Source organism: Microtetraspora malaysiensis (genome assembly GCF_001528665.1).
GTDB classification, from domain to species: Bacteria; Actinomycetota; Actinomycetes; order Streptosporangiales; family Streptosporangiaceae; genus Microtetraspora_A; species Microtetraspora_A malaysiensis.
This window is the reverse complement of the sequence record NZ_BBYJ01000026.1, coordinates 45812-66723: the sequence shown is the minus strand read 5'-3', so window position 1 is coordinate 66723 and position 20912 is coordinate 45812. Positions and strand designations below refer to the sequence as shown.

Below are 20912 nucleotides of genomic sequence, written 5' to 3'. Positions count from 1 at the left end.
AAGGGCGACCGCGATCGCCTGGGGAAGTACTACTCGACGGCTGCGGTTCTCCGTTATAATGATTGAGAATTCCCGGGACGAGTCGCCCGGGAATTCTGCGTTTTATGAACCCAGCTCGAGAACCGAGTCGCATCGATGTGACCCGATGGGACGAGACGCAGTCAGCCGAAGGCGTATTTCGTTCGATCGTCGCCGGTGGCCTGCCGCTTTTCCTGTCCATGATAGCTGCTTCCGTGGGCTCGGCAATTGTGGTGGCCATTTTGGGGGATTACGATACTGCCGCCCTTGCGGCGTTCAATCTCACGGGATCCGTGTACACGCCGGCAAGCGTCGCGCTGAGCGGTTGTTTGCGCGCCGCCGTCCCCTTCATCGCTCCGTATCGAGAGAACCCGCGCGTAGCTGTTCCGATCATCCGGGACTCCTATTGGTTCGGAGTCGTCATCGGAACGATGGGTGCGTTTCCGGTCACCCTCGTTCCTCTCGTCGGCAGCCTTTTCGGTGCCTCGCCGGAGATTCTGAATGAACTCGGGTCGCTCCCTCTCCTCATGGCTCTGAATCTGCTGGTAATTACAGTGGGCGGGGCGCGGACATCGGTCCTGATCGCGTACGGAAAGAATCGTCAAGTATTGTGGGTGGCGGTCACGAGTACCGCGAGCGCGATGCTTCTGACCCCGCTGCTCGTTTCCGGCGCCGGCTTCCTCCCGGGCCTGGGGATCAGCGGAGCGGGGGTCGCGCTGGTCGTGAGTTCAACGGCAAGCGCTGTCCAGGCGAACATCCACCTGCGCAATGTGCCGGTGCTTTCCGGGGCTTCCCTGTGGCCGGGCCGGCCTCGGCCACACAAAATCAAGGAGCTGGCCCGGGTTGGTGTTCCTTCTTCGGCGACCCTGTTGGTAAAGGCGTTCGCTCTCGGGCTGGCGTCGCTCGGCGTAGCTCGGATCGGGGCGTCTGCCGGCGCGGTTCACGCTGTTCTTTCGTCTATTAACGGCTTCTTGATGGTGGCATCACTCGCAACCGCACAAGCTGCGGTTCCGATTCTTGCGAGGGCCGCCGCGGCAGGGGACCTCGCTCTGTGTCGCCGGATCGCCCGTACGAGTTTGCTGGTGGGAGTGTCGGTGGCCGGAGCGGGCGCATGCGTGCTGTTGGCGGCGAAACCCTGGATCATCGGAGTCTTCACACCTGACCCCGCCGTTCGCGGAGAGGTCGGCTCACTCCTGGGATTGATGATTCTCTCGGCGTTGCCGGAAGGGGCGAAGGCCGCATCTGGGCGAAGCCTGCTGGCTCTCAAGGAAGCGCGGGTCAGCCTGGTGAACTTCGCGGTCGGCTACTCGTTGCTCGCGCTGTCGATCTTTCCTGTCCGCGACCACTTCGGGCTGGCAGGAATCTGGTGGTCGATAGCCGCCGTGAACGTGTATCTCGCGATCAAGCAGACGATCGACTTTCGCCGCACTTCTCGAGTGAAGATCCAAGCGCCGGCCTGAGCCGCCGGTGCCGGGGCGATGGGCCGAGGGGAGCCGGTGACCGGATCGTTCCGGTACGAGGCCAGATCGGGCCTGCCGTACCGGCATCGGCGCTGGTCAGAATAGGGGACATGAACCGAGCGCTGATCGTGATCGATGTCCAGGAGTCCTTCCGCGCCCGCCCCCTCTGGGAGCAGATCGCCAACCCGAAGATCGCGGATCCGGTCAACCGGCTGGTCCGCCTCGCCCGCGCCAACGGCGACCTGGTGGTCTGGGTGCTGCACGCCGAACCCGGCAGCGGAGACGTGTTCGACCCGGCCCTCGGACACGTGCGCCTGCTCGACGAGCTGGAGCAGCCGCAGCCCGGCGAGCCGGTGCTGCGCAAGACGTCCCACAACGCCTTCACCACCACCAACCTGCAACAGCTGCTGACCGGGGCGGGCGTACGCGAGCTGCTGGTCTGCGGGATCCGCACGGAGCAGTGTGTGGAGACCACCACCCGGGTGGGCAGCGACCTCGGCTACCGGATGGTCTTCGTCACGGACGCCACCACGACGAACCCGATCGGTGAGCTGGGCGCCGACGCGATCATCCAGCGTACGGAGGCGGTCCTCCGCGACCGCTTCGCCCGGATCGCCACGGTAGCCGAACTGGAGGCGGAGCTGGGAGCATCCGAGGCGTGAGCCGTGTCGTCTTCGTCCTGCTGCCCGGTGTCCACCTGCTCGACCTGGCCGGGCCGGCCCAGGTATTCAGTACGGCGGCGGACTTCGGGCAGCCCTACCGGCTCAGTTACGTCGCCGAGCAGGAGCAGGTGCGCACCGCGCAGGGCCTGCCGCTGATCGCGGACATCGAGTGGCCGGAGCTGGGCCTCGACGATCTGGTCGTGGTGCCGGGCTGGCGGGCGCCCACACTGCGTGGCGGGCCGGAGCTGAGCCCGGCCGCGCTGGAGCGGATGCGCGCGCACCACGCCGCCGGCGGCACCGTCGCGAGCGTCTGCGCCGGGGCGGAGGCGCTGGGCCAGGCGGGGCTGCTGGACGGGCGCCGCTGCACCACGCACCACGAACTCCAGGACGAGTTGGCGGCCCGGCATCCCCGGGCGATCGTGGTGCGGGACGTGCTGTTCACCGCCGACGACGGGGTGGTGACCTCGGCGGGCATCGCGAGCGGCATCGACCTGACGCTGCACCTGCTGGCCGTCAGGCACGGCCCGGCACTCGCCGCCCAGGTGGCGAGGGCCATGGTCGTCTACGCCCGCCGCAACGGCCACGAGCCGCAGGCCAGCGCCATGCTGCGGCACCGCTCCCACCTGGACGACACCGTCCACCGCGTACAGGACCTCATCGATGCGCGGTTCGCCGAGCCGCTGCCGCTCGCCCACCTGGCCGCCTCCGCCGGCGTGAGCGAACGCACCCTGACCCGGCTGTTCGCGCGCGCCACCGGCGGGCTCACCCCGCTGCGTTACCAGCAGACGCTGCGACTGGAACGTGCGGAGCACCTGGTCGGCCGTGGCACGACGGTGGAGACCGCCGCGCGCGAGGTGGGGTTCGAAGATGCCCGGATGCTGCGCCGTCTCCGCGCCCGAGTGTCTTTCTGACAATGGCTCCCCCGGTCAGAGGCCGATCACGACGTGGGCGTGCCACATCCCGGACTCGCGGCCGAACCGCAGTCCCTCGCGGCTGATCGGCGCGGGTGACGCGCCGGCGCGGCCGACCGTCTCCAGCGGGACGGTCGCCAATCGCATCTCGACCTGCCCCTCGGTGGCGCCCGTCCGTTCGTCGATCGACACGTCCACCGCCACCCGGCCGGACCTCTCGACCTCGCGGACGACCTCGTCCAGCAGCGTGATGAGCAGCTCTTCGTCGGTCTCCTCGGCCAGGGCGATGGTGTCGCAGTGGTCCGGGACCGCGTCGCCGACGTCGGCGAAGGTCTCCACCAGTGCCCGTGCCGCTTCGGCCAGGCATTCCTCGCGGCCGTCCGCCCACGCCTCCAGCGCGATGCCGGCGGTGTGGGGGACCACCCGGTGCCCCCTGCTCACGCTGTCCACCCCTTCTTCGGCCGCGTTCGGCACGTCGGGCCCGATCCGCGGATACGAGACTTCACGGATCAGACGAACACGCGCCGGGAGACGACGCCGGTCCCGACGTTCTTCCCGAACGCGGCTCCCACATCATGCTCGGGCCAGAGGTCGAAGTGCTGACCAGGCTGCAGATATTCGCTCGCCTGGTCGTCCGTCACGAGGATGGTGACCAGGCGGTCCTTGTCACCGGGGACCAGCGGTTCGTCGTCGTCGGTCGTGATCGCCGTTTCGAACAGGTGGCTACGGATCTTGGTCCCTTCGCGGCGGCGTACGTGGACCACCAGCGAATGTGTGGGGCTGAGTAATTCGTGTTTCAGTCCTCCTTCCTCCGGGCGTAGCAGCGTTATCAAAGTTCTGACCTTGTATCTCCTCATTGTTTCTACGACCTTTTCTGAACGGTGTGCGTGTGCTGTTTTCGCTGGCGTCCCCTTTGGTTTCGGCGTCCCGGCCGTTTTGGTCGGGGAGTGGTTCGGCGGGCCATATTTCGTTAATTCAAACTATACGCCGCGTTGATTCGGCGACGATTACGGGCCGGTCGCGGGCCGGTGGAGAGCGGACGATGCCGGATCGGGGCTGATCGCTGAGTGATGTGGCCTGCGCGACCGCCGGAGAGTCGCGCGCCTGTGATCGACCTCACGCGGCCCGGCCGTCACATGGCCCACGGGCGTGCCGTCTTTATACATAGTTCGCAGACGGAGGACGAGGTCTCATGGTCACCAAGGATGAGAACCCCACGCAACAGCCCGGGGCGGCCCCACGGCGGCGAGGGCTACGCCGCGCGCTGAAGGCGGTCGCCGCGCTGATGGCCGTGGTGGTCGCGGCGCTCCTGGCCGTGGCGTACGCGTGGCAGCCACCCGAGGAGCGGGATTTCCGCTCGTCCTGGTCGGCGGAGTCGCGCTTCGTCGACACGCCCGTGGCCCGCTTCCACTACACCAAGACCGGGAACGGCTCGCCCGTTGTGCTGCTTCCCGGTGGCACGCTGTGGATCTACACCTATCGCGACACCATCCCCGCCCTCGCCGGCGATCACACCGTGTACGCGGTCGACCTGCCTGGATACGGATACACGAGCGTCCACGACGAGGGTTTCGGCTATGACGTGCGGGCGATGACCGATGCTCTCGGCTCATTCATGGACGCCGTCGGCGTGCCGCGGGCGTCCGTGGTCGCCCATTCGCTGAACGGTTCCGTGGCGCTGTACCTCGCCGAGACCCGTCCCGAACGCGTGGGAAAGCTGATCCTGATGGCGCCCCTGGGGCTGGACGCGCCAGGCAACGCCAATCTCGAAATGATGCGCGTGCCCGTGATCGGCGAGGCGGTGACCAAGCTGATGGGCAGATCGACCTTCGCCTCAGGCCTGTCGGGGGCCTACGCACACAGTGAACGGATGACCTCCAGGGTCGTCGACGAGTACTGGGCGCCGCTGAGCCGCCGACCCAACCGCACGGCGATGTGGAAGCAGGTCCGCGAGCTTGACCTGTCGCTCGTCGAGCGGAAGCTGGGCGGCATCCGCGCTCCCACGCTGATCCTGTGGGGGGACCGGGACACGTTCGTCGCCCCCGAGCAGGCCGACCGGCTGCGCCGCAGTATCCCGGGATCCACCCTCCGCATGTTCCCCGGCCTGGGGCACGTCCTCCACGAGGACGAACCCGCGCTGGTCAACCCTGTGCTGGCCGGTTTCCTCGGCGTCGCGTGATCAAACCGGACAACGCCGGCCCCTGTGGAGACGCTGGGGCCGTCAGGGGAGGGTCAGCTCGTACTCGACCTGCTCGATCGGGTTGCCGTCGCCGTAGTCGTGGTCGCGGACCACGCCCGACTCCGTGAAGCCGCTCTTCACGTAGAAGCGGCGGGACTGGAGCGTGTCCCGTAGCGTCCACAGGTGGACCCGCCTGACGCCGTCCTCGCGCATTCTCCGCAGGGAGGCGGTCATCAGGACGCTCGCGACACCGCTTCCCCAGCCGTCCGGGTGGCCGTAGAAGCCGAAGATCTCCGTCGCCTCCGGCCGCTCGGCCGAGGGGCCGAAGTAGGAGAAGGCCAGCGGTCGCCCGTTCAGGGCGGCCAGCATGATCGTTCCCTTGCTCCCGGCGAGCACGTCGTGCCACTTGTGGCGCCGCTGCCGCACCGCCTCCGCGAAGAACTCCGGAGTGAAGAAGCCGGCGTAGGCGGCCTTCCACGACTCCGCGTGGATCTCGCCCACCGCATCCCCGTCGTCCCAAGTGGCCGGAGAAACCGTCACGTCACTGATCACGCGATCACCCTACTGGGCCCGGACTCTCTCGCCTAGATCAAGTAGTTGCAAATCTCTTGCAACTAGTACGGTCCTTCCGGGACGCGGGCGAGGCCAGGCCGCCCTCGCCCGCGCGTCCTCAGGGAGACCGTCAGTAGGCCGGATCGGTGTGGACGAGGCGGCCTTCGACGTACGTGGCCAGCACCGACGTCTCGGCGAGCTCGCCGGCCGGGATCGCGTACGGGTCGCGGTCGGTGACCACCAGGTCGGCGACCTTGCCCTGCTCGATGGTGCCGGTCTCGGTGTCCAGGTGGTTCACCCGCGCCGCGCCGATCGTGTACGCGGCCAGGGCGGCCGCCAGGGTGAGGCGCTGCTCCGGCAGGAACGCCTCCGCGGGCTCGCCCGGGACCCACCGGTTGACGGCGACGTGGATGCCCAGGAACGGATCGGGGCTGCTGACCGGCCAGTCGCTCCCGGCCGCGAGCGAGGCGCCGGCGCGGGCGAGATCCCCGAACGGATACTGCCAGGCCGCCCGCTCGGGGCCGAGGAACGGGATGGTCAGCTCGTCCATCTGCGGCTCGTGCGCCGCCCACAGCGGCTGCATGTTGGCGGTGACGCCGAGGGCGGCGAACCGCGGCACGTCGTCCGGGTGCACGACCTGCAGGTGCGCGATGTGGTGCCGGTGGTCGTTCGCGCCGTTGGCGGCGCGCGCCGCCTCGAACGCGTCCAGGGCCTCGCGGGCCGCGCGGTCTCCGACGGCGTGCACGTGGACCTGGAAGCCCTCGGCGTCCAGGCGGGTGACGTGCCCGCGCAACTTCTCGGGATCGACGAAGCTGATCCCCTCGTTGCCGGTCCGGCAGCCGCAGCCGTCGAGGTAGGAGGAGGTCATGGCGGCGGTGAAGTTCTCCGCCACCCCGTCCTGCATGATCTTCACGCTGGTGGCGCGGAACCGGCCCGCCTCACCTCGGCGCGAGAGCAACTCGGGGATCTGCTCCTCGCCCCTGTCACGGTCCCACCAGAGGGCGCCGACCACCCGCGCGGTGAGCAGCCCGGACTCGGCCGCCGCCAGATAGGCGCGCTGCACTTTCGGATCGACCATCGCGTCCTGCCAGGTGGTCACACCGGCGGAGTGCAGCCGCCGCTGGCCCGCCCGGAGCGCGCGCAGCATCATGTCCGCGGTCGGTTCGGGGACGTGCCGGTCGACCAGGTGGGACGCGCCCTCGTGGAGTGTGCCCTGCGGGCTGCCGTCGGCCTCCCTCTCGACGCGCCCGTCGGCCGGGTCAGGCGTGCCCGCGTCGACGCCGCTCAGCTCCAGCGCCCGGGTGTTGACCCACGCCCCGTGGCCGTCCCGGTTGATCAGATGGACGGGCCGGTCGGGGACCACCGCGTCCAGCAGGTGCCTGCTCGGCGTTCCGCCGGGGAACCACTCCATGGACCAGCCGCCGCCGCTGATCCACTTGGCGTCGGGGTTCGCTTCGGCGTACGCGCGGACGGCGGCGACCGCCTCGTCCGCGTCGCGAACGTCGTGCAGGTCGCACCGGATCATGGCGAGGCCGGCCAGGACGGGATGCACGTGGGCGTCCTGGAAGCCGGGGAGCAGGGCGCGGCCGGCCAGGTCGACGACCTCGGTGGCGCGGCCGATCAGCGGCCGGACGTCCGGGTTCGCGCCGACGGCGACGATCCGGCCGTCGCGGACGGCGACCGCCGTGGCCGCGGTGCGGACCGGTCCGAGCGTGTGCACCGGGCCGCCGAGGAAGACGAGGTCGGCGGGGGTCGTCATGCGGTTTCTCCTTGGGACGTGAGCGGAGGGATCACAGCGAGTCGGGGCGGTGCGCCCAGGGCCGGACGTGTTCGACGGCCGTGCCGACGTGGAAGACGGTCGCGTCGTCGTAGCCGCGGCCGACGATCTGTACCCCGGTCGGCACGCCGTTGGAGGCGCGACCCGACGGGACGTTGAGCACCGGGCAGCGGCTGGCGATGTTGAAAACCGTGGTGAGCGAGTACTCCAGATAGTGGTCGAGCTCGACGCCGTTCACACTGAGCTTGGTGTCGACGTACTCCTCGCCCGCGCGCAGGCCCGACGCCCCTGTGGTCGGGCAGATCAGCGCGTCGTAGCGGTCGAGCAGCTCGCCGATGGGCCGGTAGATCGCCGCCTCGATCTCCAGCCCGGTCAGGAAGGCGCCGGGCTCCTCCATCGCCCGCGCGGCGTCGGCGGCGAAAGCGAGGGCGTAGGGATTGAGCAGGTCGCCGTGCTCGGCGGCGACCCGGCCCACCATGGGGCCGAAGATCGCGCCGAAGTGGATGAACGCGGCGCGCATGACGTCGGCGCGGCGCAGCCCGACCGCGACCTCCTCGACGATCGCCCCGGCCTCCCGCAGCGCGTCGGCCACGGCCTCGGTGTTGGCCGCGATCTCCGGCTCGATCTCCCAGTCGCCCAGGCTGGGCGCGTACGCGACGCGCATCCCGGTCACGTCGCCGAGCCGGTCGGGGATGCGAACGGCCGGGCGGAGCGAGACCACGTCATGCGGGTGCGGGCCGACGATGGTGTTCTGCAGCAGCGCGCAGTCGGCGACCGTGCGCGCCATCGGCCCGTCGTGGCAGTAGTGGTCCAGGTTGAACGGCGGCATCGCGGGCACCCGGCCGTAGGGCGGCTTGAAGCCGACCGTGCCGGTGTTGGCGGCGGGCAGCCGGATCGAGCCACCGATGTCGGAGCCGGTGGCGAGCATGGCCGTACCGGAGGCGAGCGCCGCGCCGGAGCCGCCCGAGGAGCCGCCGGGGGAGTAGTCGAGGTTCCACGGGTTGCGCGTGATGCCCCACAACTTCGAGTGGGTGAAGCCCGCGCAGCAGAACTCGGGCGTCGTCGTACGGGCATGAATGATGCCGCCGGCGGCCACGATCCGCTCGATGATCGGGTGGGTCACCTCGGCCACGTGGCCGGCGTACGCGAGCGAGCCGTCCGTGGCGAGACGGCCGGCGATCGGCTGCTCGTCCTTGGCCGCCACGGGAAGCCCTTCCAGCGGTCGCGGCGAGCCGTCGCGGTAGGCGCGCTCGGCCTGCTTCGCCTGGAGGAGGGCCTCCTCGAAGGTGCGCTCGCTGAGCGCGTTGACCTGGGGTTCGACGGCCTCGGCGCGGTCGATGACGGCGGCCATCAGCTCGACGGGGGACAGCTCGCGGGACCGGAACAGCCGCAGGGCCTCGGTCGCGGGCAGGTAGGCGAGGTCGGTCACGAGGTGACACTCCTTTTCTCGGAGGTGGGGGCAGGCGGCCTCTCCCGTGTCGCGGTCGCGAGGGCGCGCCGGTCGGCGGCGATCCGGGCGGGATCCCAGCCGCGGTGCGGCAGGGAGTGCAACAGCAGCCGGGTGTACGGGTGTTCGGGGGCGGCCAGTACGTCGCGGGCCGGACCCGACTCGGCCACCCGTCCCCGGTAGAGCACGAGGACGTCGTCGGCGACATGCCGGACGAGCGCCAGGTTGTGCGTGACGAACACGTACGCCACGCCGGTGTCGCGGCGGATCTCCGCCAGCAGGTCGAGGATCTGGGCCTGGATGGACACGTCGAGGGCGGCGGTCGCCTCGTCCAGGATCAGCACCTTCGGCTCGGTCGCCAGCGCGCGGGCGATGGCGACCCGCTGGCGCTGGCCGCCGGAGAGTCGCCTGGGCAGCGCGTCGGCCTCGCGCTCGCCGAGGCCGACCCGCGCCAGCAGCTCGTCACGGCGGGCCCGCCGTTCCGCCGAGGTCATCGCGAAGTGCAGACGCAGCGGCTCCTCGACGCACGCGGCGACGGTGACGCGCGGATCGAGCGAGAGGTAGGGGTCCTGGAAGACCATCTGGATCTCGCGGGCGCGGGCCAGCCGGGTCGCCCTGCCGCGGGCCGCGCCCGAGCGGTCCCGGCCGGCCACGCGGATCCGGCCGGAGTCCGGTCGCTCCAGGCCGACGAGCATCCGGGCGGTCGTCGTCTTCCCCGATCCCGACTCACCGACGATGGCCAGGGAGCCGCCGGGCCGGAGCGTGAGGGAGACGTCGTCGACGGCCACGTGGTCGCCGAACGTCTTGCGCAGGTTCTCCACCTCCAGCGCGTACTCAGTCATGGATCAGCTCCTCCGCGCGCAGGCAGGCCACCTGGGCGCCGTCGATCTCCCGCAGGCCGGGTTCGTGCTCGGTGCAGCCGGGCCGGGCGTGGGCGCAACGGGCCGCGAAGGCGCATCCGCTCGGAGCCTCGGACAGCGACACCGGACGCCCGGGGACGCCGTGCGGCGGCCGGTCCGACTCCAGACGCGGGGTCGCGGCCAGCAGCCCCGAGGTGTACGGATGGCGTGGTCGGCTGAAGAGTCCTTCGGCGGACTGCGCCTCGACGATCCGGCCCGCGTACATCACGTAGACGCGGTCGCAGATCGCGGCGGCCAGCTCCAGGTCATGGGTGACGAAGAGCATCCCCATGTCACGCTCGGCCTGGAGCCGAGTGAGGATCGAGACGACCTCGGCCTGGGTGGTGACGTCCAGCGCCGTGGTGGGCTCGTCGGCCAGCAGCAGCCGGGGCCCTCCGGCGAGCGCGCCGGCGATCATCACGCGCTGCAGCATGCCGCCGGAGAACTCGTGCGGGTACCTGCGCAGGGCCGCGCGCGGCGCACGGATGCCGACCGACTCCAGCAGCTCCTCGGCCCGGTCCAGGGCGCCCTTCCGGGACACCCCGGAGGCCCGCAACCCCTCGGTGACGAAGTCGCCGATCCTGCGCAGCGGGTTGATGGAGGCCCGAGGGTCCTGGAAGATCATGGAGGCGTCGCGGCGGCGCAGGTCGCGGAGCCGGGTGGGCGACATCGTGAGGATGTCCGCTCCGTCCACCCGCAGGCCGCCGGCGGCTTCGGCTCCCTCGGGGAAGAGGCCCAGCACCGAACGGCAGGTGACGGACTTGCCCGACCCCGACTCGCCGACCAGCCCGACGGCCTCGCCGTGCTCGACGTGCAGTGACACCCCGTCGATGATGGGGCGCGCGGCCTGGCCGGCCGCGAGCCGCACGGTCAGGTTCTCGATCTCCAGCAGCCGGGTGGTCATCACTGCTCCCGCCGTGCGACGCGATCGGCGATGGACTCGCCGACGAGGCTGAACGCCACCACCGTGATCACGATGGCGACGCCGGGGGCGAGGGCGGGGAGCATCGCGCCCTGCAGCAGGGACGAGGAGCCCTCGTTGATCATCGCACCCCAGTCGGCGGTGGGCGGCTGCACACCGAAGCCGAGGAAGGAGAGCGCCGCGAGGTCCATGAGCGCGTACCCGAAGTTGATCGCGGACTGGGCGAGGATCAGCGGAGCGATGTTGGGCAGCAGGTGCTTCACGCAGATCACCCAGCCGGACCAGCCCTGCACCTTGTACGCCTGGATGTAGGGGCGGGCCTTCTCCTGCAGGGCCACGCCGCGCGCGAGCCTGCCGACGTACGGGGCGTAGGCGACGCTCATCGCGATCACCGGCGCGGTCAGCCCGACGCCGAAGACGGCCACCAGGATGATGGCCAGCAGCAGGGCGGGGAAGGAGAAGATGAGCTCCATGGCCCGCGAGAGGACGGAGTCGACGACCCCGCCATGCCAGGCCGCCGCCACCCCGATCAGCATGCCGAGCAGCGTCGAGACGATCACGACGACCAGCGGGCCGAGCAGTCCGGTGCGGGCGCCGAAGATCAGCCGGGAGAGGACGTCGCGGCCGGACTGGTCCGCGCCCAGCAGGTGCTCGGGGGTGGAGCCGCTCAGGGTCGCGGACAGGTCCACGGAGTCGGGGTCGTACGGTGCGATCCACGGGGCGAAGGCCGCCGCGACGATCAGTACGGCGAGCACGGCGAGGGCGGCTGTGACGAGTTTGTCGCCGCCCGCGATGCGGGCCAGCGGCGCGAGCAACCTGCGCCGATGGATGGGCACGGCGGTCATGCCTTGCCTCCCTTCGCATGGGACAGACGGGGGTCGATGAGCGGGTGGACCAGGTCGACGACGAGGTTGGCGGTGACGAAGGCCAGCACGACCAGCAGGCTGACGGCCTGCACGACCGGGAAGTCCTTGACGGTGACGGAGCTGACCAGCAGCTGACCGACGCCGGACAGGCCGAAGGCGGTCTCCACGATCGAGGTGGCGACCAGCAGGCCGGCCACGACCGTTCCGGTCACGGTGGTGATCGGGCCGAGGGCGTTGCGCAGCACATGCCGCCGTACGACGTCCGAGCCGGGCACCCCGCGTGAGCGGGCCACCTCGACGTGCTCGCGTCCCAGTTCCTCCAGCATCGACGTCCGGGTCACCCGGGCCAGCAGGCCGACGAAGGTCAGGGCGAGCGCCGCCGCCGGGAGCGTCAGATGGTAGATCCGGTCACCGAAACCGCCGCCGTTGCCGAAGGCGGGAAACCAGCCGAGTCGGACGGCGAAGAGTGAGATCAGGCCGATCGCCGCGACGAACGAGGGGGTGGCCGTGGCGATGCCCGTGCCGACGAGGACCGCCCGGTCGACGACGCCCCGCCGCAGGGCGGCCAGCGCCCCGAACGCCAGGCCGCCGACCAGGATGAGCACGCCGGCATAGCCGATGAGCAGCAGCGTCGTCGGCAACCGGGCGGCGATCAGGCCGCCCACGTCCTGCCGGAACGTCGCGGACTTGCCGAAGTCGCCGGTGACGACGCCGCCGATCCACTTCGTGTACTGGACCAGGAACGGGTCATCGAGGTGGTACTGCTCCTTGATGGCCGCGACGGCGGCCGGTGACGCCGAGCGCCCTCCCAGGAGGAAGGACGCCGGGTCACCGGGGGCGAGGTGGACCGAACCGAAGACCAGGAACGATGTGACGAGCAACGTCACGGCGATCCCGCCGATCCGGCGGAGGAGGAAGCCTGCCATGGCGGGACTCAACCGGCCGAACCCAGACGAGCCGCCCACGGGAAGACGAGCTGGGAGATGCCGGTCGGCGCGCCGGTGAGTCGCTTGTTCAGGAACATGGTGTGCGGCGGCTCGTACAGCGGGATCCAAATCACGTCACGGACGGCGATCTCCTGCAGCTTGGCGACCGTCGCGGCGCGCGCGGCCGGATCGGCCTGGGCGACGGCCTCGTCGACCAGGGCGTCGTACTCGGGGTTGGAGTAGCCGCCGTAGTTGGCGAAGTCGCCGGTCCGCAGGATTCCGTAGAACTCCAGCGGGTCGGGGGTGGAGTCATACCAGATCGTCATAAACAGGTCGATGCCCTCGCGGGCCTTCGGGTCGGAGAACAGCGCCGTGTAGGCCTCGGGGGCGACCGCCTTCAGTTCGACCTTCAGGCCGATGGCCTGCCCCGCCGACTGCACCGCGTTGGCGATGACGCCGATGTCGGGCGAGAGCGTGCTCGTCGCGATCACGACCTTCTTGCCGGAGGCGCCGGCCTCCTCGACCAGCTTCTTCGCCCCGGCGACGTCCCTGGTGGGGGCCGGAAGCTTGGCGTAGTACTCCTTGGCCGCGTCAGGGGCGATTCCCCAGGCTCCGATGGCGCCGGGCGCCTTCGCCGGTGTGCCGGCTCCGCCCGCGGCGGCCTTGATGATGCCGTCGCGGTCGAGCGCCATGGACAGCGCCCGGCGAACGTCGACGTCACCGAGCGTGCCCTTGAGGTTGGCGGGGATCAGGCTCACCGCCGTCGTGTTGGGGCCGAAGTAGAGCGTGCCGTTGGTGGCGGTGCGGAGCTTGGCGAATCCGGGAGGCGGCAGCAGGTAGCCGCCGTCGACCTCCCCGGCGAGCATCGCGTTGACGCGGGCGGCGGGGTCCGGGATGAACACCATCGTGAGCGTGTTCACCTTGGGTTCGAGCGCCTTGTCCCAGTAGCCGGCGAACTTCTTGAAGTTGATCGACTGGCCCTTCTGCCACGACTCGAACGAGAAGGGGCCGGTGCAGTTGACTCCGACGTCCGGTGTGCCGTAGCCCTCCTTGGCCAGCGAGGCGGCGCTCTCGATGGTTCCGGCGGAGGTGCCCATTTCTTCGTTGAAGAGCTGGTCGGGCTTCTTAAGGTGGACCGTGACCTCCATCGGCCCGGTCTTCTCGATCTTGTCGACGTTCTGGTAGACGGAGACCCAGTACGAGCCGACCTTGGGATCCATGTGGCGCCGCATACTGGCGACGACGTCGTCGGCGGTGAGCGTGGAGCCGTCGTGGAACTTCACGCCGTCGCGGATCGTGTAGACCCAGCGCTTGGGGTCGGGGTTGGCCGCGGCGACGGCCAGGCCGGGCTCCACCTTCAGCTCGGGGGTGATCCGCATGAGCTGCTCGCACACGTTGGCGAGCACGGTGTTGGGGTGGTAATCGAAGGCGTACGCGTAGTCCAGGGACTGCGGTTCGGCGTAGAGCGACCAGGTCACCGTGTCCACGGCGTCCCTGGCCGGCGCGGTGTCCTTCGTGATCTCGAATGCGGCGGAGCCGCCACCTTTGCCGGCGGGCGAGGCGCCGCCGCAGGCGGCGACCGCGAGTGCGAGCAGCGCCGTTGCGGCGGCGAAACGGGAGGTGCGCATCAGACCACCTCTTTCTGAACGGGCCGCAACGATCAGGTGTGCGGCAGAGGTGGCTGTGAGTATTCGTGAAGGAACGTTCCTGCACAAGGGTTAGGCGGAACGATTCTGCACTGCATACGGGTGGGTGGCGGAGCGTCCGCCCGGATGACAGGATCGCGCTCATGAGCCAGTCAGACCGCACACCGCGGGTCCGTCTCGTGGACGTGGCCCGCGCCGCCGGAGTGTCCAAGACGACCGTGTCGGACGCGCTGAACGGGGCCGGGCGGCTCCCCGCGGCCACCCGCGAGCACGTGCAGAAGGTGGCCCGGGCCCTCGGCTACCGCCCGAACGCGACGGCACGGCTGCTGCGCGCCGGGCACACCCGCCTGCTCGGCCTCGCGGCACGCGAGTACGTCGAGACGCCCTGGGTCTACGCCGACCTGGCCTACTTCTCCCAGATCGTCACCGCGACGACCCGGGCGGCCCTCGCGCACGGGTACGGCGTCGTCCTGCTGCCCACCTACGGGCCGGACGACTGCTGGCTGGACATCCCGCTGGACGGCGTGTTCGTCATCGACCCGGTCGAGGGGGACCCGATGGTCCGGGACTTCCTCGCCGCGGGCGTCCCCGTGGTCTCCGACCGCCGGGCCCTGGCCGAGGTCCCGGGCGAGGCACGGGCGGCCGGCGGCTGGGTCGACTTCGACAACGACGCCGCCGTACGCCAGGTCCTCGATCACCTGGAGGAGGCGGGCGCCGAACGCATCGCCGTCGTCGCCGGCGCGACCACGGCCTGCTTTCACCAGCAGTCCGTCCGCGCGTACCACGACTGGTGCGCCGAGCGGGGACGCGCCCCCCGGATCGCCTGCCTGCCCGCCCCCGGCGTCGAGCAGACGCTCCAGGCCGTGACGGAGCTGCTCGCCGCCCCGGTCCCGCCGGACGCGCTGTTCACCCTGGTCGAACTGAGCACGCCGCTGCTGCTGGACACGATCCGCCGGCTCGGCCGCTCCGTCCCCGGCGACCTGCTGCTGGTCTGCACCACGGAGGACCCGGCGGCGTCCTACACCGACCCGCCGATCAGCACGCTCAGCTTCCTGCCCGGCGAGACCGCGCGGGCGGCGGTGGAGCTGCTCGTCGACCGCCTGGACGGCCGCGGCGGCGACGACGGCCGCCTGTTCTCGGCCGACTTCCGGATCCGCGCGTCCTCGGCCGCCCCGGGCGGCGGGCGGGGCGGCGGGGATAGAGCCGCGCGACCGGGGTAGGGACGTCCCGTGTCCGGACTTACCGCCGGGTTCTCGGACATACCGCTGTATGCCGCTGTAAATCGGACCACGGCCGTGCGGTTGGCCGCCCACAGCACTCGCGCGCAGGGAGGTGCCCGATGCGCGTCGTCGTCGATCTCACCCGATGCCAGGGGTACGGGCAATGCGTCTTCGCCGCGCCCGACGTCTTCGCGATGCCCGGACAGGAGTCGCTGCTCTACGACCCCGACCCGAGCGACGAGCAGCGGGAGCACGTGCTGCGGGCGCAGGCGGCGTGCCCGGTCCAGGCGATCCACGTCGACCGGCTCGCCGGGCACGTCCCCGGCCCCCGGCCGTACCCGTACCCGGCCCCCGACAGCGCTCCCGACAGGGGGGACGGGTTCCGGCGTTCCGGGCGGATCGTCATCGTGGGCGCGTCGCTGGCCGGCGTGCGGGCCGCCGCGGTGCTGCGCCGGGACGGCTTCGCCGGGTCGCTCACCCTGATCGGGGACGAGCCGCACGAGCCGTACGACCGGCCGCCGCTGTCCAAGCAGGTGCTGACGGGCCGGATGCCCCTGGAGCACACCACGCTGCCCCGGCTGAGGGACCTGGACGCCGAATGGCTGCTGGGCCAGCGGGCGACCGGCCTGGACGTGGCCGGCAAGCGGGTGCGCCTCGCCGACGGCCGGGAGGTCGAGTTCGACCGCCTGCTGATCGCCACCGGCGCGCGGGCCCGGCCGTGGCCCAACGAGGCGGAGGCCGCGCTGGACGGCGTGCGCGTGCTGCGCACGATCGAGGACGCGACCCTGCTGCGGCGGCGGCTCGCGTCCGGGAACGGGCGGGTGCTGGTCATCGGCGCCGGATTCACCGGGTCGGAGGTCGCCTCCGTCTGCCGGGAGCTGGGCCGGCCGGTGACAGTCGTCGACCGGGGACCGGCGCCGCTGGCCGGCGCGCTCGGCAGGGTGATCGGCGGGATCGCGGCGCAGATCCAGCGGGAGCACGGCGTGGACCTGCACTGCGACACCACCGTCATCGGGCTCGACGGCGACGCGGAGGGGCGGCTGCGCGCCGCGCGCCTGTCCGACGGCACCACCCTGGAGGTGGAGACGGCGGTGGTCGGCCTCGGCGCGGTCCGCAACGTCGACTGGCTGGAGGGCGCGGGGCTGGCCGCCGGAGTCTGGGGCGTGGGCTGCGACGCGGGCTGCCGCGTCTTCGACATCAACGGGGTGGTGACCGACGACATCTTCGCCGCCGGGGACATCGCGCGCTTCCCGCATCCGGCGTACGAGTTCCAGTTCCTGGCCCTGGAGCACTGGGGCAACGCGGTCGCCCAGGCGGAGATCGCCGCGCACAACATGGTCAGCGACCAGACCCGGCGGTGGGCGCACCTGGCCCTGCCGGTGTTCTGGTCCAGCCAGTTCGGGATCAACATCAAGTCCGTCGGGGTGCCGACGTTCGCGGACGAGGTCGTGATCGCGCAGGGCTCGGTCGCCGAGCGCCGCTTCGTCGCGGTCTACGGGTACCGGGGGCGCGTCACCGCGGCCGTCACGTTCGACCAGGCCATGTGGCTGGAGTTCTACCAGCGGATGATCGAGCGGGCCGCGCCGTTCCCGCCGGACTTCGCCATGGTCGGCCGGCCCGCCGAGATGCTCCCGGTGCCGGCGGAGGTGCCGCCGCGCGTCGCGGTCGCCCAGGGAGCCACCGTCGTGGTGACCGGCCACGACCCGGGCGAGCGGAGAGCCACCCTGGTGCGCCGCCCGCAGTGACCGTCACACCGGCCCTGCACCGTACACATCCGGACAGCCCGCGAAGCCGAGGAGCGACGCCATGGCCGAGACGTCCGTCTTCGCGCGGATCCTGGACTACGCGAACCGCGCCGACCCCTACCCGCTGTACGCCGAGCTGCGCGAGACCCCGGTCCTGCGCGTCGACGGCCGTTACGTGGTCAGCACCTACCGGGAGGTCGTCGAGCTGCTGCACGATCCGCGGATCAGCTCGATCCGCGAGGAAGACGTCGCCGGCGGCGGGCCGTCGGACGGGGAGAGCCTGCCCGGCCTGCCGCCCGCCTTCATCCGCCGTGATCCACCGGACCACGACCGGGTCCGCCGCGTGGCGATGCGGCACTTCGGGCCGCCTCGCTCACCCGGACGCGTCGAGGGCATGCGGGGCGCGCTCTCCGAGATCGTCACCGGTCTCATCGACGGCTTCGCGGACCGGACCCGGGTGGACGTGGTCGACGACTTCGCCTACCCGCTGCCGGTCACGGCGATCTGCCGGCTGCTGGGTGTGCCGACCGAGGACGAGCCGCGCTTCCGCGTGTGGGCGGCGGCGCTGGTCGAGGCGATCGACCCGAGAGCCGGGGAGGCCACGCAACGGCGCCGGGTCGAGGCCGGCCTGGAACTGCGCGCGTACCTGGACGAGCTGGCCGAGGCCCGTCTGCGGCAGCCGTCCGGGGACCTGCTGTCCGCGCTGGTCACCGACGACGGCGTCGAAGGGGCCATGTCGCGCGACGAACTGCTGAGCACCGCCTCCCTGCTGCTCGTCGCCGGTCACGAGACCACCGTCAACCTCATCACCAACGGGATGCTGACCCTGCTGCGCCACCCCGCCGAGCTCGACCGGCTGCGCCGCGACCCCGGCCGCGTCGTCCCCCTGGTCGAGGAACTGCTGCGCTACGAGCCGCCGGTGCAGATGCTGCCCCAGCGCACCGCGCTGGACGACATCGAGATCGCCGGCACCACCATCCCCAAGGGGGCGACGATCACGCTCGTGCTCGCCGCCGCCGACCGCGACCCCGGGCACTTCCCCGACCCGGACCGGTTCGACCCCGACCGGGCGGACAAGGAGCACCTCGGCTTCGGCGGCGGCATCCACTTCTGCTTCGGCGCTCCGCTGGCCCGCCTGGAGACGCGGCTCGCGCTGTCCGCGCTCGCCTCCCGGCTGGAGAACCCCCGGCTGGTCGCCGATCCGCCGCCCTACCGGGAGAACGTGGCGCTGCGCGGTCCGCGCCACCTCCTCATCGAGTTCGACGGAGTCGCCCCGCCGCCGGGGACGTGAGCAGCGCGCGGCGAGCCGCGAGGCCGGAAGATGACCGGCCGCGAGGTGTAGGCGGTATCAGCCGTGGCAGCTGATACGGCGGGTCCCGGGGACGGCTCCGCGCGCGCTCCGCTCGGCGGGCCGCGACGACGTTTGCCCCGTCGAATTGTCGGGGGTGATCCGTAGGGTGGCGGAATGACTTCATCGCTGCGCCTGGAAACGATCACGCCGGACAACGTCGGCGCTGCCTGCCGGTTGAGAGTGCGGCCCGAGCAGGAGGACTTCGTGGCTCCGGTCGCGTGGTCGCTCGCCGAGGCGTATGCGAACGGCGAGACGGCCTGGCCTCGGCTCATCTTCGATGCAGACGAGCTTGTGGGCTTCGTCATGGGCGGCTTCGATCCGCAAAGTCCGGTCGACGTGTTCCGCTGCGGGATCTGGCGGTTGAACATCGTGGCCGGTCAGCAGGGCCGGGGTTACGGGCGTTTCGCGGTGGAGTCGGTATGCGCGGAAGCCCGCCGTCGCGGGCAGGATCGGGTAACGGTGCTGTGGGCGGCAGGCGAGCACGGCCCCGAGCAGTTCTATTTGCGGCTCGGGTTCCGTCCGACCGGGCAGGAGATCCACGGACAGATCGTCGGCGAGTTGCTGCTCGCCGAGCGCTGAGACGATCAGGCGACGCCGCCCGTGTGACCACCTCGTTTTGGGTTGCCCGCCTCGGTATTTCGGGTAGAGGGAGTCGAAGCCGTTCACAACAGGGCAAACGTCGCCTGCTGCGCTGGTGCCCCTCCCGATGCGACGGGCGGGGCTGTCGTCAATGCGCGGACAGCAGGATGACACCGAGGGCCACGATCCCGGCCGCGGCCACGCGCCGGGGACCGAGCCGTTCGGCGAAGAACACCGCGCCGATGAGCGCGCCCCACAGGATGCCCGTCTCGCGGAGCGCCGCGACCTCGGCGAGCGCGCTCCGGGTCTGGGCCCACAGCACCAGGCCGTACGCCAGCATCGAGATCGTCCCTCCGCCGGCCGAGACCAGCCAGCGGTCGCGCAACGCGGGTGCGATCGCCCGGCCGCGTACGGCCGTCATCACCGCGAAGGTCAGCACCCCTTCGACGGCGAACATCCAGGTCGTGTAGCCGAGCGCGGTACCGGACTCCCGCACGCCCAGGCCGTCCACCACGGTGTACGACGCGATGGCGGCCCCTGTCAGCACGGCCGCCGTCACGGCCTTGCGGGACGGCAGGTCGCGCCGCCCCACCCCGGCGAGCGCGAGCGCCGCGAGGCCACCGCAGGTCGCGGCCAGGCCGCACACCTGAAGGACCGTGAGCCTTTCACCCTGGATGCCGGCCACGATCGCGACGAGCAGCGGAGCGCTTCCCCTGGCGATCGGGTAGACCTGGCCGAAGTCGCCCATAGATGAGGCCAGCGCCGTGCGCCGGGCTGGACGGGTCCGGGTGCTCGGAGTACGCCTCCGGCGCGACGATGTAGGAGACCCGCGGAAGCCGGCCCTCGGCCACGTCCGCCCGGAAGGCGGCGGCGAGCCGCCCCGGGGCGACCCGCCGCAGCCCCCGCTGGTAGGTGACCAGATCGGCCGGGGCGAGCTGCGCGACTCCCTTCTCCAGCGCCGCGAGCATCTCCGCACGCTCCGCCTCGGGCAGGGAGGCGATCGACGTGTAGAAGGAGTGCAGGCTCCGGTAGGGCGTGTGGGTCAGGGCCAGGCGCGCGATCCTCTTGAAGGACGTGAAGTAGTCCAGCGCGTTGCACTGGTAGTTGTCCCACTCCTGGTAGACCCGCCAGCTCTCGCCCGCCGCCGTCAGCCGCTCGGGATAGGAGGTGTGGCGGTAGCCGGGGTGGGTGTCCTCCTCGCAGGAGTCGTTCGCGGTGGTCCGCCGCCCGGACGGCTCAGGTCCGACGGTTCCCGACCAGTGATGGAGGCGGTTGGGGTTCGTCGGCCCGAACACCGAACAGTGATAGGCGTCGCACAGGGTGAAGGCGTCGGCGAGCTCGAACTGGAAGGACAGGTCGCGGCGATCGAAGTGGACCATCGCGCCGGGTCCCTTGCCCGCGATCCAGCCGTCGTGCCAGCCGCCGCCCCTGGTCCGCTGACCCGTCTCCCATTCGTGGTCCACGCCCTCGACGTACTGGAGGTCGCCTTCGGTCAGGTCCCGATCGCCCGTCCCTTCGCGCACCGGGTACGGGAAGACACCGGACTGGTCGAACACCGACCGGCCGTCCGGCAGCGTGATGGCGTTGCGGTCGCCGAACCCGCGCACGCCGCGCAGCGTCCCGAAATAGTGGTCGAAGGAGCGGTTCTCCTGCATGAAGAACACGACGTGCCGGAGGGAGCCGAGACCCCCGGGCGGCACCGGCCGGGCCAGTGCCGCCCGCAGGGACGGGGGAAGAGCAGACAACGGAGGG

General features: G+C 71.1%; 20 protein-coding genes. 8 read left to right on the top strand and 12 right to left on the bottom strand.

The features are described from left to right. The first annotated feature begins 104 nt into the window (after positions 1-104). From AWQ71_RS30675 to AWQ71_RS30665, 3 genes are all read left to right on the top strand, one after another. Positions 105-1478 carry an MATE family efflux transporter gene (locus AWQ71_RS30675; protein WP_084259469.1) on the top strand — a complete coding sequence of 458 codons (1374 nt, stop codon included), beginning with the start codon at positions 105-107 and terminating at the stop codon, positions 1476-1478. A 110-nt stretch (positions 1479-1588) separates the two neighbouring features. Continuing rightward, on the top strand, positions 1589-2140 hold the full coding sequence (locus tag AWQ71_RS30670) for a cysteine hydrolase family protein (RefSeq protein WP_067139570.1): 552 nt from the start codon (positions 1589-1591) through the stop codon (positions 2138-2140). Beyond that, positions 2137-3051, top strand: a complete 915-nt coding sequence (locus AWQ71_RS30665; protein ID WP_067139567.1) for a GlxA family transcriptional regulator — start codon at positions 2137-2139, stop codon at positions 3049-3051. Before AWQ71_RS30670 ends, AWQ71_RS30665 begins: the two co-directional genes overlap by 4 nt. 15 nt (positions 3052-3066) lie before the next feature. On the opposite strand, the gene AWQ71_RS30660 is transcribed toward AWQ71_RS30665, so the two are convergent. Together AWQ71_RS30660 and AWQ71_RS30655 are read right to left on the bottom strand one after the other, a co-directional pair. After that, the gene (locus tag AWQ71_RS30660; protein WP_067139739.1) at positions 3067-3492 is read right to left on the bottom strand and encodes an archease; all 426 of its coding nucleotides are present in this window, start codon (positions 3490-3492) and stop codon (positions 3067-3069) included. A 68-nt stretch (positions 3493-3560) separates the two neighbouring features. Then, the gene (locus AWQ71_RS30655; protein ID WP_067139564.1) at positions 3561-3815 is read right to left on the bottom strand and encodes a hypothetical protein; all 255 of its coding nucleotides are present in this window, start codon (positions 3813-3815) and stop codon (positions 3561-3563) included. Between the two features lie 428 nt (positions 3816-4243). Between AWQ71_RS30655 and AWQ71_RS30650 the strand changes: the two genes are divergently transcribed. Further along, on the top strand, positions 4244-5230 hold the full coding sequence (locus AWQ71_RS30650; protein ID WP_067139561.1) for an alpha/beta fold hydrolase: 987 nt from the start codon (positions 4244-4246) through the stop codon (positions 5228-5230). A gap of 42 nt (positions 5231-5272) precedes the next feature. Here the strand turns inward: AWQ71_RS30650 and AWQ71_RS30645 are convergent, their stop codons facing one another. The 8 genes from AWQ71_RS30645 to AWQ71_RS30610 all read right to left on the bottom strand — a co-directional run bounded on the left by AWQ71_RS30645 (position 5273) and on the right by AWQ71_RS30610 (position 14247). Then, a complete protein-coding gene (locus tag AWQ71_RS30645; RefSeq protein ID WP_084259467.1) occupies positions 5273-5782 on the bottom strand; it encodes a GNAT family N-acetyltransferase in 510 nt (169 codons plus the stop codon). Positions 5783-5912: 130 nt separating this feature from the next. After that, positions 5913-7541, bottom strand: coding sequence for an amidohydrolase (locus AWQ71_RS30640; protein WP_067139558.1), 1629 nt, complete (start codon positions 7539-7541; stop codon positions 5913-5915). A gap of 31 nt (positions 7542-7572) precedes the next feature. After that, positions 7573-8988: an amidase gene (locus tag AWQ71_RS30635; RefSeq protein ID WP_067139555.1), complete on the bottom strand. Its 1416-nt coding sequence runs from the start codon at positions 8986-8988 to the stop codon at positions 7573-7575. Then, entirely contained in the window at positions 8985-9848 is an 864-nt protein-coding gene (locus AWQ71_RS30630) for an ABC transporter ATP-binding protein (RefSeq protein WP_067139552.1), read from the bottom strand. The genes AWQ71_RS30635 and AWQ71_RS30630 overlap by 4 nt, the downstream gene beginning before the upstream one ends. Next, positions 9841-10809: an ABC transporter ATP-binding protein gene (locus AWQ71_RS30625; RefSeq protein WP_067139549.1), complete on the bottom strand. Its 969-nt coding sequence runs from the start codon at positions 10807-10809 to the stop codon at positions 9841-9843. Before AWQ71_RS30625 ends, AWQ71_RS30630 begins: the two co-directional genes overlap by 8 nt. Next, complete coding sequence (locus AWQ71_RS30620; RefSeq protein ID WP_067139546.1) at positions 10809-11672, bottom strand: ABC transporter permease; 864 nt, start codon at positions 11670-11672, stop codon at positions 10809-10811. Before AWQ71_RS30620 ends, AWQ71_RS30625 begins: the two co-directional genes overlap by 1 nt. Continuing rightward, positions 11669-12619, bottom strand: a complete 951-nt coding sequence (locus AWQ71_RS30615) for an ABC transporter permease (RefSeq protein ID WP_067139543.1) — start codon at positions 12617-12619, stop codon at positions 11669-11671. Before AWQ71_RS30615 ends, AWQ71_RS30620 begins: the two co-directional genes overlap by 4 nt. 8 nt (positions 12620-12627) lie before the next feature. Then, a complete protein-coding gene (locus AWQ71_RS30610; protein WP_067139541.1) occupies positions 12628-14247 on the bottom strand; it encodes an ABC transporter substrate-binding protein in 1620 nt (539 codons plus the stop codon). 161 nt (positions 14248-14408) lie between these two features. Between AWQ71_RS30610 and AWQ71_RS30605 the strand changes: the two genes are divergently transcribed. The 4 genes from AWQ71_RS30605 to AWQ71_RS30590 all read left to right on the top strand — a co-directional run bounded on the left by AWQ71_RS30605 (position 14409) and on the right by AWQ71_RS30590 (position 19160). After that, positions 14409-15485 carry a LacI family DNA-binding transcriptional regulator gene (locus AWQ71_RS30605; RefSeq protein WP_084259466.1) on the top strand — a complete coding sequence of 359 codons (1077 nt, stop codon included), beginning with the start codon at positions 14409-14411 and terminating at the stop codon, positions 15483-15485. Between the two features lie 119 nt (positions 15486-15604). After that, a complete protein-coding gene (locus AWQ71_RS30600; RefSeq protein ID WP_067139538.1) occupies positions 15605-17230 on the top strand; it encodes an FAD-dependent oxidoreductase in 1626 nt (541 codons plus the stop codon). Positions 17231-17291: 61 nt separating this feature from the next. Continuing rightward, the gene (locus tag AWQ71_RS30595) at positions 17292-18521 is read left to right on the top strand and encodes a cytochrome P450 (RefSeq protein ID WP_067139535.1); all 1230 of its coding nucleotides are present in this window, start codon (positions 17292-17294) and stop codon (positions 18519-18521) included. Between the two features lie 174 nt (positions 18522-18695). After that, positions 18696-19160 (top strand): GNAT family N-acetyltransferase, encoded by a 465-nt coding sequence (locus tag AWQ71_RS30590; RefSeq protein ID WP_067139532.1) that lies wholly within the window; start codon positions 18696-18698, stop codon positions 19158-19160. A 148-nt stretch (positions 19161-19308) separates the two neighbouring features. Here AWQ71_RS30590 and AWQ71_RS30585 read toward each other — a convergent pair whose 3' ends face one another. Both AWQ71_RS30585 and AWQ71_RS30580 read right to left on the bottom strand, forming a co-directional pair. Beyond that, positions 19309-19908 carry an EamA family transporter gene (locus AWQ71_RS30585; protein WP_067139529.1) on the bottom strand — a complete coding sequence of 200 codons (600 nt, stop codon included), beginning with the start codon at positions 19906-19908 and terminating at the stop codon, positions 19309-19311. After that, positions 19826-20905: an alkaline phosphatase family protein gene (locus tag AWQ71_RS30580; RefSeq protein WP_157570671.1), complete on the bottom strand. Its 1080-nt coding sequence runs from the start codon at positions 20903-20905 to the stop codon at positions 19826-19828. The genes AWQ71_RS30585 and AWQ71_RS30580 overlap by 83 nt, the downstream gene beginning before the upstream one ends. Between the last annotated feature and the right edge of the window lie 7 nt (positions 20906-20912).

What these genes read in the sequence shown, in the direction of transcription:
- AWQ71_RS30675 (WP_084259469.1), top strand. Translation starts at nt 105, where the DNA reads ATGAACCCAGCTCGAGAACCGAGTCGCATCGATGTGACCCGATGGGAC.
- AWQ71_RS30670 (WP_067139570.1), top strand. Translation starts at nt 1,589, where the DNA reads ATGAACCGAGCGCTGATCGTGATCGATGTCCAGGAGTCCTTCCGCGCC.
- AWQ71_RS30650 (WP_067139561.1), top strand. Translation starts at nt 4,244, where the DNA reads ATGGTCACCAAGGATGAGAACCCCACGCAACAGCCCGGGGCGGCCCCA.
- AWQ71_RS30640 (WP_067139558.1), bottom strand. Translation starts at nt 7,541, where the DNA reads ATGACGACCCCCGCCGACCTCGTCTTCCTCGGCGGCCCGGTGCACACG.
- AWQ71_RS30630 (WP_067139552.1), bottom strand. Translation starts at nt 9,848, where the DNA reads ATGACTGAGTACGCGCTGGAGGTGGAGAACCTGCGCAAGACGTTCGGC.
- AWQ71_RS30625 (WP_067139549.1), bottom strand. Translation starts at nt 10,809, where the DNA reads ATGACCACCCGGCTGCTGGAGATCGAGAACCTGACCGTGCGGCTCGCG.
- AWQ71_RS30620 (WP_067139546.1), bottom strand. Translation starts at nt 11,672, where the DNA reads ATGACCGCCGTGCCCATCCATCGGCGCAGGTTGCTCGCGCCGCTGGCC.
- AWQ71_RS30615 (WP_067139543.1), bottom strand. Translation starts at nt 12,619, where the DNA reads ATGGCAGGCTTCCTCCTCCGCCGGATCGGCGGGATCGCCGTGACGTTG.
- AWQ71_RS30610 (WP_067139541.1), bottom strand. Translation starts at nt 14,247, where the DNA reads ATGCGCACCTCCCGTTTCGCCGCCGCAACGGCGCTGCTCGCACTCGCG.
- AWQ71_RS30605 (WP_084259466.1), top strand. Translation starts at nt 14,409, where the DNA reads ATGAGCCAGTCAGACCGCACACCGCGGGTCCGTCTCGTGGACGTGGCC.
- AWQ71_RS30600 (WP_067139538.1), top strand. Translation starts at nt 15,605, where the DNA reads ATGCGCGTCGTCGTCGATCTCACCCGATGCCAGGGGTACGGGCAATGC.
- AWQ71_RS30595 (WP_067139535.1), top strand. Translation starts at nt 17,292, where the DNA reads ATGGCCGAGACGTCCGTCTTCGCGCGGATCCTGGACTACGCGAACCGC.
- AWQ71_RS30590 (WP_067139532.1), top strand. Translation starts at nt 18,696, where the DNA reads ATGACTTCATCGCTGCGCCTGGAAACGATCACGCCGGACAACGTCGGC.
- AWQ71_RS30585 (WP_067139529.1), bottom strand. Translation starts at nt 19,908, where the DNA reads ATGGGCGACTTCGGCCAGGTCTACCCGATCGCCAGGGGAAGCGCTCCG.